At 48.2% G+C, this 15,988-nt stretch carries 19 protein-coding genes; all 19 read left to right on the forward strand.

What is annotated here, in order from left to right; genetic code table 11:
* The first annotated feature begins 2 nt into the window (after positions 1-2).
* The 19 genes from F3H20_RS08425 (at position 3) to F3H20_RS08515 (ending at position 15,982) form a co-directional block, all read left to right on the forward strand.
* Entirely contained in the window at positions 3-413 is a 411-nt protein-coding gene (locus F3H20_RS08425; protein ID WP_018702335.1) for a hypothetical protein, read from the forward strand.
* Positions 410-2,797, forward strand: coding sequence for a virulence-associated E family protein (locus F3H20_RS08430; protein WP_188128255.1), 2,388 nt, complete (start codon positions 410-412; stop codon positions 2,795-2,797). The genes F3H20_RS08425 and F3H20_RS08430 overlap by 4 nt, the downstream gene beginning before the upstream one ends.
* A gap of 235 nt (positions 2,798-3,032) precedes the next feature.
* Positions 3,033-3,314 (forward strand): VRR-NUC domain-containing protein, encoded by a 282-nt coding sequence (locus tag F3H20_RS08435; protein ID WP_188128256.1) that lies wholly within the window; start codon positions 3,033-3,035, stop codon positions 3,312-3,314.
* Positions 3,295-4,641, forward strand: coding sequence for an SNF2-related protein (locus tag F3H20_RS08440; RefSeq protein ID WP_149734497.1), 1,347 nt, complete (start codon positions 3,295-3,297; stop codon positions 4,639-4,641). The genes F3H20_RS08435 and F3H20_RS08440 overlap by 20 nt, the downstream gene beginning before the upstream one ends.
* Positions 4,638-5,129, forward strand: coding sequence for a hypothetical protein (locus F3H20_RS08445; RefSeq protein WP_149734498.1), 492 nt, complete (start codon positions 4,638-4,640; stop codon positions 5,127-5,129). The genes F3H20_RS08440 and F3H20_RS08445 overlap by 4 nt, the downstream gene beginning before the upstream one ends.
* A 5-nt stretch (positions 5,130-5,134) precedes the next feature.
* Positions 5,135-5,500 carry a type II toxin-antitoxin system PemK/MazF family toxin gene (locus F3H20_RS08450; protein WP_149734499.1) on the forward strand — a complete coding sequence of 122 codons (366 nt, stop codon included), beginning with the start codon at positions 5,135-5,137 and terminating at the stop codon, positions 5,498-5,500.
* A 117-nt stretch (positions 5,501-5,617) separates the two neighbouring features.
* Positions 5,618-6,337: a hypothetical protein gene (locus tag F3H20_RS08455; RefSeq protein ID WP_149734500.1), complete on the forward strand. Its 720-nt coding sequence runs from the start codon at positions 5,618-5,620 to the stop codon at positions 6,335-6,337.
* Between the two features lie 278 nt (positions 6,338-6,615).
* On the forward strand, positions 6,616-6,885 hold the full coding sequence (locus F3H20_RS08460) for an HNH endonuclease (RefSeq protein ID WP_223191698.1): 270 nt from the start codon (positions 6,616-6,618) through the stop codon (positions 6,883-6,885).
* Between the two features lie 284 nt (positions 6,886-7,169).
* The gene (locus F3H20_RS08465) at positions 7,170-7,652 is read left to right on the forward strand and encodes a serine integrase family protein (protein WP_149734502.1); all 483 of its coding nucleotides are present in this window, start codon (positions 7,170-7,172) and stop codon (positions 7,650-7,652) included.
* Entirely contained in the window at positions 7,645-8,913 is a 1,269-nt protein-coding gene (locus F3H20_RS08470; RefSeq protein ID WP_223191689.1) for a site-specific DNA-methyltransferase, read from the forward strand. The genes F3H20_RS08465 and F3H20_RS08470 overlap by 8 nt, the downstream gene beginning before the upstream one ends.
* A 74-nt stretch (positions 8,914-8,987) precedes the next feature.
* On the forward strand, positions 8,988-9,761 hold the full coding sequence (locus tag F3H20_RS08475) for a hypothetical protein (RefSeq protein WP_149734503.1): 774 nt from the start codon (positions 8,988-8,990) through the stop codon (positions 9,759-9,761).
* A 12-nt stretch (positions 9,762-9,773) separates the two neighbouring features.
* On the forward strand, positions 9,774-10,085 hold the full coding sequence (locus tag F3H20_RS08480; RefSeq protein ID WP_149734504.1) for a DUF6329 domain-containing protein: 312 nt from the start codon (positions 9,774-9,776) through the stop codon (positions 10,083-10,085).
* A 140-nt stretch (positions 10,086-10,225) separates the two neighbouring features.
* Positions 10,226-11,119, forward strand: a complete 894-nt coding sequence (locus F3H20_RS08485) for an amidoligase family protein (protein WP_149734505.1) — start codon at positions 10,226-10,228, stop codon at positions 11,117-11,119.
* Positions 11,120-11,208: 89 nt separating this feature from the next.
* On the forward strand, positions 11,209-11,667 hold the full coding sequence (locus F3H20_RS08490; protein WP_149734506.1) for a gamma-glutamylcyclotransferase family protein: 459 nt from the start codon (positions 11,209-11,211) through the stop codon (positions 11,665-11,667).
* Positions 11,657-11,878: a DUF4314 domain-containing protein gene (locus tag F3H20_RS08495; RefSeq protein ID WP_149734507.1), complete on the forward strand. Its 222-nt coding sequence runs from the start codon at positions 11,657-11,659 to the stop codon at positions 11,876-11,878. The genes F3H20_RS08490 and F3H20_RS08495 overlap by 11 nt, the downstream gene beginning before the upstream one ends.
* A gap of 81 nt (positions 11,879-11,959) precedes the next feature.
* Entirely contained in the window at positions 11,960-12,430 is a 471-nt protein-coding gene (locus tag F3H20_RS08500; RefSeq protein ID WP_149734508.1) for a phage terminase small subunit P27 family, read from the forward strand.
* Complete coding sequence (locus tag F3H20_RS08505) at positions 12,430-14,025, forward strand: terminase large subunit (protein ID WP_223191690.1); 1,596 nt, start codon at positions 12,430-12,432, stop codon at positions 14,023-14,025. The genes F3H20_RS08500 and F3H20_RS08505 overlap by 1 nt, the downstream gene beginning before the upstream one ends.
* 29 nt (positions 14,026-14,054) lie before the next feature.
* Entirely contained in the window at positions 14,055-15,293 is a 1,239-nt protein-coding gene (locus F3H20_RS08510) for a phage portal protein (RefSeq protein ID WP_449421256.1), read from the forward strand.
* Positions 15,290-15,982, forward strand: coding sequence for a head maturation protease, ClpP-related (locus F3H20_RS08515; RefSeq protein ID WP_149734509.1), 693 nt, complete (start codon positions 15,290-15,292; stop codon positions 15,980-15,982). Before F3H20_RS08510 ends, F3H20_RS08515 begins: the two co-directional genes overlap by 4 nt.
* Positions 15,983-15,988: the final 6 nt, after the last annotated feature.

Genomic DNA, 15,988 nt, shown 5'->3' on the forward strand with positions numbered 1-15,988 from the left:
CTTTGGGAATCAGCAAATACAACGCGGAAGGTTACTATGATCCGACCGCATATGAAGGCATCCGCAATGCAGAAGCGGATGCCAGAAAACTTAAGATTAAGTATCCCACAGGATATATGGAGCTGAACCTTGATTACTTTTTTCCCTGTACTCTGGACAAAGCCAGGAAGGTCTTTTCTCTGATTCACAGATATTCATCGGAAGTCGACAAAGACAGATTGCTTGCATTCCTTTATGGGTTGGAGAGCAGATATGGTGCCCAGATGCAGGAGTATGCCGATAAGGCAATGTACTATCCTGAGAAAACAGAGGAGTATCGAGAGTACACTTCAAGGTTTAAGGAAGCAAGGCGGCTCCGTCAGCGAACCGCAAGAAACATAGAACTCTTTACCGCAGGGAGGGAACTCAGATGAAAATAAGGCTTTGTACGGGCAATTCCCGTATGGACAAACATTGGAACCTGACGGAAATGGAACTAGACGAGTTCCGTAACCGCATATCCACCACTCACAGAACCGCAGAGACGGTGGAGCAGTACAAGAAACTCAGCAAGGCCAAGCAGGATGAGATTAAAGACGTTGGAGGCTTTGTACTTGGAACCCTGAAAGGTGGCAGACGAAAAAAGGACTGTGTCCTGACCCGCTCGGGGCTATGTCTGGATATGGACTACGCACTGCCAGACACCATCGAACAGATCGAGATGTTCTTTTCCTTCAAATGCTATTTCTACTCCACACATAAACATACTCAAGAAAAGCCACGCCTTCGACTAATTATTCCACTCGCCCGCGAGGTGTCACCCGATGAGTACTCTGCGGTAGCAAGAAAGGTGGCAGAGGAAATCGGCATTGAGCTCTTTGACGATACCACCTATGAACCGAGCCGACTGATGTATTGGCCATCGACCTCCGCTAACGGGGAGGTCCTGTTCCGTGAGATAGACGGAGATCTCCTTGACCCAGATGCAGTCCTTGCCAAATATAAGGACTGGCACAATTCAGCTGAATGGCCGGTATCAAAAAGGCAGCAGACTGTGGTGCAGCGGGAGGTCAAGAAACAGGCTGACCCTCTGGAAAAGCCAGGAACGGTTGGAGCCTTCTGCCGTACTTACTCTGTGACGGATGCCATTGATACTTTCCTTAATGATGTATATCGCAAGAGTGCAATGACCGGTCGCTACGACTATATCCCTGCAGACTCCCAGGCGGGTGTAGTTATTTATGAAGATAAATATGCATACAGCCACCATGCTACAGACCCTGCTTGCGGGCATCTCATGAACGCCTTTGATGTGGTGCGAATCCATAAGTTCGGTGGTCTGGATGCCAGAGCGGACGAGGACACAGAGCCCTCCAAGCTGCCATCCTTCAAAGCCATGCAAGAATTTGTCGTTGATGACGAAAAGGTGAAGCTACGCCTTGCCAAAGAGCGCGAGAGTCAGGCTATGGCAGAGTTTGATGGAGTTGATGAAGAAAACTGGCAGACCTTTCTAGAGCTGGACAAACAGGGGAGGGTTAAAGATACCCTGACTAATATTGCTAATATTATCCGCTATGACAGCAACCTCAAACCCATCGTATACAACGAGTTCAAAAGTATGCTTGATGTGATTGGAGAATTGCCGTGGAGCCAAGTGCGCCCCGGTTGGGGTGATGCCGACCTTGCCTGCGCAAAAGTGTACTTTGAGAGGGTGTACGGGATCTGGTCACCTACTAAATTTAAGGACGCGCTACTAGCGGTTTCATCTGCAGAACGCACCTACCATCCAATTAAGGAATATCTGGCAACAATCGCATGGGATGGAGAGGAACGTATCGACACACTGCTTATAGATTATCTCGGTGCAGACGATACCGCATTCGTCAGAGCAGTTACAAGAAAGACACTTTGTGCCGCTGTTGCCCGTGTATATGAGCCCGGCATCAAGTACGACTCCATCCTTGTTCTTAATGGTCCGCAGGGAGTTGGCAAGTCCACACTCTTTGCTCTTCTTGGACGGCAGTGGTATTCGGACAGTCTGTCCATTTCGGATATGAAGGACAAGACCGCTGCAGAGAAGCTGCAGGGCTATTGGATTCTTGAGCTTGGGGAGCTGGCGGGCATCAAGAAGGTGGATGTGGAGACAGTCAAATCTTTCATCAGCCGGACAGACGATAAATTCCGTCAGTCCTATGGCGTCAATGTGGAAAGCCATCCAAGAACCAACATCATCGTGGGGTCAACAAATGCTGAGAGTGGCTTCCTCCGTGACATCACAGGAAACAGACGCTTCTGGCCTGTTCATGTTACGGGCAACGGGAAATATAATGCGTGGGATTTAACCGAGGTCGACCAGGTTTGGGCCGAAGCCATCGTGAAGTACCGTGCCGGAGAGGAGCTGTTCCTTAAAGGCGAAGTGGCAACGCAAGCATATGTTGCTCAGCAACAGGCAATGGAATCCGATGACCGTGAGGGTATCATCAGCGATTACCTAGACCATCTGCTACCGGAAAACTGGGATGGCATGGATCTTTATCAGAGAAGGAGTTTCCTGGGCGGTAGCGAGTTTGACGGTGCAACCACAACAGGGAGTGTCGGCCGCGACAAAGTCTGCGTGATGGAAATCTGGTGTGAGTGCTTTGGCAAGGAGCGTCAGAACCTCAAGCGCACCGACTCCTATGAAATTGAAGGTATTTTGACTCGCATCGGAGGGTGGCGGAAATTGACCTCCAACAAAACCGGAAAGACTTATTACCCCCTTTATGGTCCGCAGAAAACCTTCGTCCGTGAAAAGCAAGGCACAAAATCGGGGAGTTAGGCACATGCCTATCGTTCCGTAAAAACCAACGGCACAAAGATAGGCATAGCCTAAAATGGTAGTAAAACAGGGTGGCCTGTAAGCTTTGTGCCTATCGTGCCTATAAATAACCATAATGAGCGATAAAAATATATGAAATAGTAGGAATAGGCACATGTATGTCCGTGTACACGCGTATAGAAGTTTTTGGCTTAGGCACGGAACATCGGCACAAGTGCTGAGAGGAGATGGTCTTTTGCGAGAAAGTGCAATAGAAAGAAAATTGGTCACCGAGGTAAAAAAGCGTGGAGGGCTTGCTGTCAAATTTGTATCGCCCGGTCTTGATGGAGTGCCGGACCGTCTTGTTCTATTCCCTGGCGGCAAGATGGCTTTCGTGGAACTGAAAGCCCCCGGTAAGAACATGCGGCCTATACAGGAGAAACGGGCAAGGCAGCTAACCGCTTTAGGCTTTAGAGTCTACTGCGTGGACAACAAAGAAATGATTGGAGGTGTGCTTGATGAAATACAAGCCGCATAGCTATCAGGAATATGCAAAAGAGTTCATACTGGCACACCCGGTCTGCTGCCTTATGCTCGACATGGGACTCGGCAAGACAATTATCACGCTTTCGGCATTATGGCTGCTTGCTTTGGATAGCTTCGACATTGGTAAGATCCTCGTTATCGCTCCCAAGCGAGTAGCTGAAGATACCTGGCCAAAGGAGATGGCAAAGTGGGAGCATCTGACAGGACTTACATTCTCTTTGGTACTTGGCAACCAGAAACAGAGAGAGGAAGCCCTTAACAAACGTGCTTTTGTTTATATCATCAACAGGGAGAATGTATCGTGGCTTATTGAAAACGGCCAATGGGATTTTGACACCGTGGTTATAGATGAACTGTCCAGCTTCAAATCCAATAAGGCACAGCGGTTCAAAACCTTGAAGAAAGTCCGTCCGAAAGTGCAGAGGGTTATAGGGCTTACCGGCACTCCGGCACCGAACTCGCTCCTTGACCTTTGGCCGCAATTGTATCTGTTGGATATGGGGCAGAGGCTCGGGCGCTTCATCGGCGGCTACCGTGAAAGGTTCTTTAAGCCGGATAAGCGCAATCGTGAAATTATCTATTCTTATAAAACCCGTGACGGTGCGGAGGAAAAAATATATGAACTGATTTCCGATGTCTGCATTTCCATGAAAGCCGTGGACTTCCTCGATATGCCGGAGAAGGTGTATAACCGCATTGAGGTTTCGATGGAGAAGAAGGAGCAACAGCTTTACGACCGTTTTCAAAAGGATATGGTTCTTTCCCTTGGTGGTGAGGATGTTGACGCCATCAATGCTGCCGGCCTTTCAAACAAATTGCTGCAGATGGCAAATGGTGCGGTCTACGGCGAGGACAGAAAAGTCCTCCGCATCCACGATAGAAAGCTGGATGCACTGGAGGATTTGATTGAAGCCGCCAATGGCAAGCCGATCCTTGTAGCTTACTGGTATAAGCACGACCTTGCCAGAATTCGTAAGCGGTTCGATGTACGAACAATTGATACCCCAGAGGATATTGACGACTGGAATGCCGAAAAAATACCTGTGGCTCTGATCCATCCGGCTTCGGCGGGTCACGGTTTGAACCTCCAAGAAGGCGGCTCCACCGTAGTATGGTTCGGGCTTACCTGGTCTTTGGAACTGTATCAGCAGTTGAACGCAAGGCTCTGGCGGCAGGGTCAAAAAAACACTGTGGTGATTGCCCATATCGTTACCCGCGGTACACATGATGAAGATGTGATGAAAGCGCTGGAACGAAAGGATATGAGGCAGTCCGCTTTGATCGCAGCGGTCAAAGCCAGGATTGGAGGTGCATCATGAACGAAAGGATAGAGAAAATAATGCAGGATTATCCGCAGATGGTGATGGAACGGACTTGTTTAGAAAATCAGATATTGAATTTTAAAGGCATCACCGGAACCGAAATGATAGAGTCCATGTATTTTACGCAGCCGGAGGGTGAGCGAGTTCAGGCTAGTGGCGTTTCTGATAAGACTGCCCGTATTGCCATAACATACAAGAACAAAATGGAACGTATCAATTGTGAGTGGCGGGAACATTTAGAGAAGAAACATTCTATCCTTGCGGAGGAACTGATCTTTTTCGAGTCAGCTGTTCTTTCCTTGAGCGGCATTCTCCCTGATTTTATTTCCGATATGGTCATCGAAGGCCTTACATGGGATGACCTAGCTGACAAATACCATGTCAGCCGGACGATGGTGGCAAAGTATCGCAAGAAGGCAATCCATGAACTGGAAATTCTGTACGCCATTCACGACCAGGAAATGGCAGAATATATTTTGAGGTGAATGTGATGTGTAAAAGAGGAGATATTTATTTCGTGGATTTCGGAAAGAACATAGATACAAGAAAACAGTGCGGAATCCGTCCTGTGGTTGTGGTCAGCAATAATAAGGCAAATGCCTATTCTCCTGTTATCACCGTTGTGCCGCTCACTTCCAAAATCCACAAGAAACGGTTTCTGCCAACCCATGTGTATATTCCCGTATCTGCCGGATGCGGAATGAGACGTGGAAGCCTGGCTCTTGCTGAACAGGTGGAAGCCATTGACAAGGACCGCCTTCTTGAGAAAAAGGGGTATATTGCTAGCGATGTTATTATGGGGAAAATCACAAAGGCAATACAGATACAGATCGGAGCATACGAAGAATATAACTGATTGAATTTTAGCAGTAAAAGATTTTTTGTTTTACCATTGACACTCTAACGGCAGTATGGTACATTTATCTCAAGATAAGTCTACCGGATATATGGTACAAAAATATGGAGGTGTAATATGGGAAGACAAAATTATATGACGATTACCGTAGCGGACACAATTCAGGATATGTTTAACGAGTTTGTGACAATCAAGGGGATTACAAAAACGGCAGCACTTAATGATGTAGTAGAAATGTATATGCTGGCTAAAGACGAAGAATTGTATTTGAACCTCAAAAAAAAGTACTTAAATGTTGAGGGGGTGAAGAACATGATTGCTGATCGAGATAGTAAGATTGATGATTCAATACCAGAGTACTTGTTTATGAAGCTGGGAATATCCACAACAAATGAAGGCGATGAACTTGATGGAGAAGAAACAGTTAGGGTTTATATGAACGATGAAAAGATCAGAGGCTTTACTTGGTTTTCTACACAGTCTTTGTTTTATGGGATGAGTCAGGATCGAGTGAAGCATTACAACAATCAGATTGCGGCTGGGAAAAAGGTGAAAATCCTTTTTGCAGTCAACAACGAAAATTTCGATAATGACATCGCATTTAGCGCTGATGTTCTGGAAGTGTTTTCTGCCAAGCTTCCGGTGGAATGTCCTGAAGAAGGGCTTCCGGTTGAATTTGATGGTGAAAAGGCGCGCATTTGGATTAAACTTGTTAACATTCAAGATGAAACAAAAATTAATGCGAGCATGATGCAAATAACAAGTACTGGAAGAGATTTAAAACAGACCATATCAAATTCTCAGTATCATTTTGGATATGTGTCATTCAAAGAATAAGAGTATATTTCGCTAAATGGTTTACTGAAGGTGTACTAAAGGTGTACTGCTTTTTCATTTCGACCGCGCTATACTTATAATTGCCAGGAAAGCATACAGAGTCTGGGTTCTCCCCCAGGCTCTTTTTCTTTGGCCGGATGCGTATTTCATCCTTTCACGCATCCGTACATAAGAAGGGAGAAATAATTATGCCGAAACGTCCTAACACCCCGTGCAAGCATCCCTGTTGTGCAAGACTTATTCCTTATGGTTCGCAGTACTGTGAGGAACACGCACCGATGCATCGTCAAGATGCGAAAGGCACAAAGGAAAAAGGATATAATAGTCGCTGGCGTGCGGTAAGAGCAAGGTTCTTAAAAGCACATCCATTGTGCGCAAAGTGCCTTGAGAACGGGCGACTTGAGAAAGCCACGGTGGTGGATCACATTGTTCCCCATCGAGGCGACCGCAAACTATTCTGGGATGAAAGCAACTGGCAAGCGCTTTGCAAGTCGTGTCACGATACAAAAACAATGACCGAGGACCGGTACCAGGAATTCAAGTACTAACCCCCAGGGGCGGTCTGAATCTCTGTGAGCCGCCAGCGCCAAGACCGCCGCCCCCCTTCGCGTGAAAAATCGCAGAATTAACAAGGGGGGATACCCCAAAAGCCTTAGAATACCCTCGTAAATTCATAGGAAATAGCGAAAGTGACCTGAAATAAAGGTTTTCCCCTTTTATCTTCCTCGCCGCTTTCGTCAAATTATTACCCAAAAGACTGTAAAATACTTGCTCAAACGCAGGGTTTCACGGTCTTTTTTTATACAAAATTTTAGCGAAAGGATGTGAAGCAATGACGGATTTCCAAACAAAGCAAATACGAGAACTGCGCATGAGAGGCGTCGGATACCGGGCCATTGCTTCGGTGGTCGGGCTTTCCCGTGATGTAGTTCGCAACTACTGCAAAAGTCACAGCCTATATGGCTATGCCACGGAGTTTACCATGAATATGAAAGAACAGATGCAGCAGGGCAAAGCCTGTCTGTGCTGCGGCAAAGATATCAAGCAACCAAATACGGGTCGGAAGCGTAAGTTTTGCTCGGACAAATGCAGACGGGAATGGTGGGCAGCCCACCCAGATGTCGTGCAGAAAAAGGAAACGGCATTCTATAAAAAGGCTTGTATCTACTGCGGTAAACCCTTCACCGTTTACGGAAACAAGAACAGAAAATATTGCAGCTACGAATGTTATGTACATGACAGATTCTGGCGAGCGGAAGAGGGCAGAGAGACTTATGTAAGTCCTGCCCGGTGTGAGGAGGTAAATTATGAGTGAAATGAATTGGCAATCACTGTCGGTGGATATTCTCCATCCGGCTGCATACAATCCCCGCAAGAAACTGAAGGCGGGAGATAAGGAATACGAAAAAATCAAAAATTCCATTTTGGAGTTCGGATATGTGGAACCCATAATCGTCAATTACGATATGACGGTCATTGGCGGCCACCAAAGGCTGACAGTCTTGAAAGATCTGGGATATAGCGAGGTGCAGTCTGTTGTCGTGCATATCGAGGATGAGAACAAGGTCAAGGCTCTTAACATTGCCCTCAATAAAATCACGGGAGCCTGGAACGAGCAGCTTCTTGCTGATCTTATCGTAGATTTGCAGACAGCAAACTTTAATGTGGATTTGACAGGCTTTGAGCTGCCTGAAATCGACCAGTTGTTTTCCAAGGTCCATAACAAGGAAATCAAGGAGGATGACTTCGATGTAGAAGCGGCTTTGAAAAAGCCTACCGTGACAAAGAGTGGTGACATTTGGCTTCTTGGAAAGCACCGACTCATCTGCGGCGATTCTACCTTGCCGGCAACCTACTCTGCTCTGATGGATGGTAGAAAAGCAAACCTTGTGGTTACCGACCCACCATACAACGTAAATGTTGAGGAAACAGCCGGAAAAATTAAAAACGATAATATGCCCGATGCAGACTTTTATAAATTTCTCTTTTCAGCCTTCGTCAATATGGAGCAGAACATGGAGAATGACGCATCCATCTACATATTCCATGCAGATACCCAGGGGCTCAATTTCCGCAAATCATTTACCGATGCCGGTTTCTATCTTTCCGGATGCTGCATTTGGAAGAAAAATGCATTGGTTCTTGGACGGTCCCCATACCAGTGGCAGCATGAGCCCTGTTTGTTTGGATGGAAGAGAGGCGGCAAGCATCAGTGGTATTCCGACCGAAAGCAGACTACCATATGGGAATATGACAGACCGAAGGCCTCAAAAGAGCATCCGACGATGAAGCCCGTGGCTTTGATGGCTTATCCTATTCAAAACTCATGCATGAGCAATTGTATCGTGCTTGACCCCTTCCTTGGCAGCGGCTCTACGATGATCGCCTGCGAGCAGACGGGACGTATCTGCTACGGCATTGAGTTGGATGAGAAGTTTGCGGATGTTATTGTTAACCGCTTTGTGGAACAGACCGGAAACAGTGAAAGTGTGTTTTTACTGCGTGATGGATCTCAAATCCCTTATGATAAGGTTCCACGCCCGGCAGCGGACACAACAGAAAATATAGAAATATGAGGTCTGGATTGTCTTGACTTATGTGCCTTTCAGAGTGATGTATGTAGTACCAAAAAATAAAGGAGGTTCAGCACATGATTATCAAGACAAATACGGATAACCGAAAAGCACTGGTCAAGGCAATCAGCGAGTTCACGGGCGAGGAGCAAAGCTACCTCGGCCTGCCAAGCTATGCATATCGAGTCGGCGAATTCATCATTGACCGCGACGGTGGGATAACCTGTGAAACCGATGATGGTTATAAGAAGTTGAAAGAGCATTTAATAGAACTTGGCTATCTTGAGTCTGAAGTTGAAGAATTGAATATCAGCATTCCCGCCGACGGAATGGATATGAACGCCCTTCGCAACCTGGTCTTTATGCTTCACAGCAAGCAATACCTTTTGAACCGGGTGGTGGGGCGCAACAGTTTTTCTGTCAGCGAGGACTTGATTAAAGCGCTTGAAACGAACCTGCCCGAAACTAAAGAAGCGTTACTCGCTCTCTGTGGGGCGGACAGCTATGAAGCAACAATCCATGGCATGACTTTTGACGAGGAGACGGTTACCTTCGCATTTCCTTTTTCGGACAACCCCGACAAGAACAGAGCTTATGCGGAACTGGCAGCCTTCATGGTGGCACAGGCAAGGGAGGCCAAGCGGGTAAGCGCTAAGGAACAGAAACCTGAAAACGAAAAATACTACCTTCGCAGTTGGCTTCTGCGTTTGGGACTTGCGGGCGAAGGCGGCAAGGCTTCAAGAAAAGCGCTTCTTACGGGCCTCAAGGGCCACACAGCCTTCAGAACTACCGCCGATGAGGAGAAGCATAAAGCTCGTCTGCTTGCGGAAAAGGCGCGCATGCAGGAATAGGAGGATTCAATAATGAAAGCACTTTTCGGAAGAAAAATGGTCGATATCGAAGAACTAAGGGATGCAACCAGAAAGGCTAAAAAAGAAGGATTTGTTGGATCGGCTTATAAGGTTACTAAAGAGGTCGCACTTAGTGACATCGATTTTAAAGAATTTACAAAGGACTTTCTTAAGGACCAGCCTTGGATTGATAAAGCCGATGGCGGTTCAAATCCAAGCGGTGAAATCCGGTGTATTAGAGTGCTCAACCTTCAAACGGGAGCGAGTATTTTGGTAAACAGCGAGGGTTACAATTATCCGCGGTATACAGCAATAGAAGAATAAGAGAAGCAAACTGCATACGGTTTTCAGCCTGAAAAATAGTTGTGTTTATTCAAAAATAGTACTGGATATTATGTGCTTTTAGAGTGATATATAGTACTACCAGAAGGAAAGAAACACACATTTTGAAAGGGTGAAAACAGATGAAAACGCAGAATTTCGGGATTGAAATCGAAATGACAGGCATCACGAGAGAGCAAGCGGCCAAGGTTATAGCAGTCTACTTCCAAACAGGCGAAACCAATTACGTTGGCGGCACCTACCGCACCTACGAAGCCAAAGACACCAAGGGCAGAGCATGGAAAGCCATGTACGACTCAAGCATTGTTGCCGAGAAGAAGGTCGGCGGTTCAATAACCTCCGCAGGCGATGAATACAAGACCGAGGTGGTCAGCCCCATCTTGACCTACGATGACATTGCGGATTTACAGGAACTGGTCAGACAGCTTCGGCACAAGGGCGCGATTGTGAACACCTCCTGCGGAATCCATGTTCATGTCGGGGCAGAGAGATTCACACCGCAGACCATCCGGAATATCGTCAACATCATCGCAAGCAAGGAGGACATCCTTTACAAAGCCCTTCAGATAGACCCAAGACGCCTTCGTTACTGCAAAAAGACCAACGAGGAACTGCTTGAAACCATCAACCGCAGGAAGCCCCAGACAATGGCGCAGCTTGCGGACATCTGGTACGCAGAAGACCCTTATGGCAGAGACCGCCATTACAACAACACCCGCTATCACGGCTTGAACCTCCATGCCACCTTTACCAAAGGCACGGTCGAGTTCAGACTTTTCAACTCCACCACCCACGCAGGAGAGATTAGAGCCTACATACAGTTCTGCCTGGCGGTTTGCCACCAAGCCTTGAAACAGAAGAAGGCTTCCGCAAGAAGAACGGTCACCGATAACGAAAAGTACGCCTTCCGATGCTGGATGCTCCGCTTGGGACTTATCGGGGGCGAGTTCAAGACCTGCAGATTGCACTTCCTCAAGCACCTTGAAGGCAACTCGGCTTGGAGACAGGTTGCTTGAAGGAATTAGCCACAGGCACACCAAGGGCGGCGCGACCGCCCTTTAGGTGGTGAAAGGAAAAATGACTTTCGGAAAGGGTGGATTGAATCATGAAAACAAAACTCTACATCGCATACGGCAGCAATATGGATATACGCCAGATGGCTTTCCGCTGTCCAACGGCGAAACTCATATGCACATCGGAAGTGGATGGCTACCGGCTGCTCTTTAGGGGTTCGCAGACAGGGGCTTACGCCACTATTGAAAAGGCGAATGGCTACAAGGTTCCGGTTATCGTCTGGGAAATCGGCGAGACAGATGAAATGAACCTTGACCGCTATGAGGGTTTTCCAGCATTTTATTACAAGAAAGACCTGACCGTTTCTGTAAATGGCAAGTTGGAAAAAGCCATGGCCTACATCATGGATGAACGCAGATCCCTTGGCGAGCCCAGCTACCGATACTACAAGGTGATCGAGGACGCCTACTCCGAGTTCCACTTGGATATAAACATTCTGGAAAAGGCCCTTGAGGACACCATTGCGGAGGGGGACGGCGATGTTTATTAAGAGAGAAATAGTCGAACGTCTACGCAAACAATACCCCGCTGGCACCAGAGTGGAACTTATCCGTATGGAGGATGAACAAGCGCCGCCCATCGGTACTCGAGGCACGGTGGTTGGTGTGGACGATATTGGAAGCATAATGGTCGCTTGGGATAGCGGCGGCAGCCTGAACGTGGTCTACGGTGAGGATTGTTGTCGAAAGATCGATAAATAACGCTGTCCCTATTATCTAGAAAAGACTTCTTCGGAGGTCTTTTTTTCATGCCATTAAAGCCAATGAGAGGAGGTGGGACTTATGGCACAGAGAGGAAGAAAACCAAAACCTACCGCCCTTAAGGAGCTGGAAGGAAACCCTGGCGGCCGGCAGCTGAACCAAAATGAGCCAAAACCCAATAAAAAAGCCCCACGCTGCCCTTCCTGGCTTGAAGAGGAAGCCAAAAAAGAATGGAAGCGCATGGGCAAGATTTTAGAACGGATAGGGCTTCTGACCGAAATGGATATGGCGGCCTTTGCGGGTTACTGCCAGGCGTATGCCCGTTGGAAGGAAGCCGAGGAATTCATCACCCAGCACGGCGCGATGATCCGCACCCCAAACGGCTATCTGCAACAGGTGCCACAGGTATCCATTGCCCAGACCAACCTGAAAATCATGCTAAAGTTCTGTGAACAGTTCGGTCTGACACCGTCGGCAAGGAGCCGGATCATAGCTGGTGAAGGTTCTCTTGACCCAACCGATGAGATGGAACAACTGCTTGAAGGTAGTTAATGATGCCATACCAATACACACCTTCACCTTTCATGCTTGAGACTTCCCGCTACGATAAGGCGAAAGCAGACCGAGCGGTTGCCTTTATTGAAAACCTCCGCCACACCAAAGGGAAGTGGGCGGGAAAGAAATTTCTGCTGCTGCCCTGGCAGGAACAGATTGTCCGGGATCTATTCGGGATTGTCGGAGAGAATGGCAAACGGCAGTTTCTTACCGCCTATATTGAGATACCGAAAAAACAGGGCAAGTCGGAACTCGCAGCCGCCATTGCCCTTTACCTTTTATATGCCGACAACGAACATAGTGCCGAGGTATACGGTGCCGCTTGTGACAGGTCGCAGGCTTCCATCGTGTTCGATGTGGCCAAGCAGATGGTGCAAATGTCACCGGCTCTTTTGAAGCGGTCGAAGATTACCGCCGCCACCAAGCGGATTGTAAACTATTCCAATGCAGGATTCTACCAGGTGCTTTCGGCAGAGACCGGAACCAAGCACGGGCTTAACGTATCCGGCCTTGTCTTTGACGAAATCCACGCCCAACCGAACCGCAAACTGTATGATGTTCTGACCAAAGGCTCCGGGGATGCCCGTGAACAACCGTTGTTCTTCATTATCACCACAGCTGGTTCGGACAAAAACAGCATCTGCTATGAGTTGCATGCCAAAGCTATGGACCTCAAGACTGGCCGAAAACAGGACAACACCTTTTATCCTGTTGTATATGGGCTGACCGAACAGGACGATTGGAATGATGAAGCCAACTGGTACAAGGCAAACCCGTCTCTCGGACACACCATCTCCATTGACCGTGTCCGTGAAGCGTATAAGAACGCGCTGGAAAACCCTGCGGAGGAGAAGGTGTTCAAGCAGCTCCGCCTTAACATTTGGACCTCGGCAACGGTGTGCTGGATACCGGAGCACATCTACGAGCGGGGCAATCTTCTCATTGATATCGATGACCTTAACGGCAGAGAATGTTATGGAGGGCTTGACCTATCCAGCACATCGGATATCACCGCTTTCGTCCTGGTGTTCCCGCCGCGCATGGAGGATGAGAAGTACATAGTGCTTCCATTCTTCTGGTTGCCGGAGGATACTTTGGAACTGAGGTGCCGCCGTGACCATGTGCTTTACGATGTGTGGAAGCTTCAAGGCTACCTCCAAACCACCGAAGGCAATGTCGTCCACTATGGTTTTATTGAGAAGTTCATAGAGGGATTGGGAGAAAAATACCACATCAAGGAAATTGCCTTTGACCGTTGGAATGCCACGCAGATGGTGCAGAATCTTGAGGGCATGGGATTTACGGTCGTACCTTTTGGCCAGGGCTATAAGGATATGTCCCCGCCGAGCAAAGAACTCTACAAACTGCTGATGGCGGGTAATATCAAGCACGGCGGCAACCCTGTTCTAAAGTGGATGGCGCAAAACGTGGTTATGCGTCAGGACCCTGCCGGAAACATCAAGCCGGACAAGGAAAAGTCTGTAGAAAAGATAGACGGCATTGTCGCCACCATTATGGCGATTGACCGTTGCATTAGAAATAAAAGCGATGATTCCAGCGTGTATGACGAGAGAGGTATTTTGTTTCTATAATTTATTACGCCTATGGTCGGAGGTGACTCATGAAAATACCATTTTTATCAAGAATATTTCAAACGCGGGCCAGCCCGAAAAACAGCTTCTGGGGCAGTGCCTACAGTTTTTTCTTCGGCACAAGCTCCAGCGGCAAGGCGGTCAATGAGCGGACGGCGCTACAGACAACAGCGGTCTATGCCTGCGTCAGGATACTGGCCGAAACCATAGCTTCGCTGCCAACGCACACCTACCGGTATGCACCCAATGGCAAAGAAAAGGCAACAGATCATCCCATATACTACCTGCTCCATAGCGAGCCAAATCCGGAGATGACTTCATTTGTGTTTCGAGAAACACTGATGGGTCATCTTTTATTATGGGGCAATGCCTATGCCCAGATCATCCGCGATGGGCGGGGCAAAGCAGTAGCCTTGTACCCGCTCTTGCCCAATAAAATGACCGTCAACCGGACAGATCAGGGTATTCTGTACTACCAATATGAAAAAGACGGACAATCCTATTTCCTTAGGAATTACGAAGTTCTCCACATTCCCGGCCTTGGCTTTGACGGCCTGATCGGGTATTCGCCCATTGCCATGGCCAAAAACGCCATCGGTATGGCAATCGCCACAGAGGAATATGGGGCTAAGTTCTTCGCCAACGGAGCGAATCCCGGTGGTGTCTTAGAGCATCCAGGGGTAGTCAAAGATCCGGCGCGAATCAGGGAAAGCTGGAACGCCGTGTACCAGGGCAGCGGCAACGCTCACCGGGTAGCGGTGCTGGAAGAAGGCATGAAGTTTCAAAGCATCGGCATACCGCCGGAGCAAGCGCAATTTCTGGAGACTCGCAAGTTCCAACTGAACGAAATCGCCCGCATTTTTCGCATTCCGCCGCACATGATCGGCGACCTGGAGAAATCCAGCTTTTCCAACATTGAGCAGCAGTCGCTGGAGTTTGTCATGTATACCCTGGACCCATGGGTGGTACGTTGGGAGCAGGCCTTGCAACGAGCCTTGTTTAGTGAAAGTGAAAAGCGGCAGTACTTCGTAAAATTCAACGTGGATGGGCTGCTACGGGGCGACTACCAGAGCCGGATGAACGGTTACGCTGTTGGTCGGCAAAATGGCTGGCTGTCCAGCAATGATATCCGCGAACTGGAAAATCTCAACCGGATACCGGCTGAACTTGGCGGAGACTTATATCTCATCAACGGCAATATGACCAAGCTTGCCGACGCAGGAGCTTTTGCCAAAAACAATACGAAGGGAATGGAGGGAAGCAAATGAAGAAATTTTGGAACTGGGTGAAGAACGAAGAAGGACGCACCCTGTACTTTGACGGCTACATCGCCCAGGACAGCTGGTTTGACGATGACATCACCCCGAAAAAATTCAAGGCCGAGCTTACAGCAGCCACCGGCGACATTGCGGTTTGGCTCAATTCTCCGGGCGGCGATGTCTTTGCGGCCAGCCAGATCTATACCATGCTCAAGGAATATGAGGGCAAGGTTACGGTCAAAATCGACGGAATCGCTGCCAGCGCTGCTTCCGTGATTGCTATGGCCGGTGATGAAATTGTGATGTCGCCGGTGGCCATGATGATGATCCATAATCCGGCTACCGTTATTTTTGGCGAAGCCGCGGATCTCCAAAGCGGCATCAAGATGCTTAGCGAGGTCAAGGAAAGCATCGTCAACGCCTATGAGGCGAGAACAGGACTGCCAAGAGCAAAAATATCGAACATGATGGATGCGGAAACCTGGTTCAGCGCGCAAAAAGCGGTGGAACTAGGCTTTGCCGATCAAATCCTCTACGCGCCTGAAAACACAGATGCATCAGAGGGTTTTATTTTTGACAAAATGACCGTCACCAACGCTTTTTTACGAAAGCTTCCGAAGGTAAAACCGGAGCATCCGATTACGCAGGCGGGGACGACGCATAAAGAACTGCTGACAAGGCTGGAACTTTTGAAATAACAAAAC

Source organism: Propionispora hippei DSM 15287 (genome assembly GCF_900141835.1).
Lineage (GTDB): Bacteria > Bacillota > Negativicutes > Propionisporales > Propionisporaceae > Propionispora > Propionispora hippei.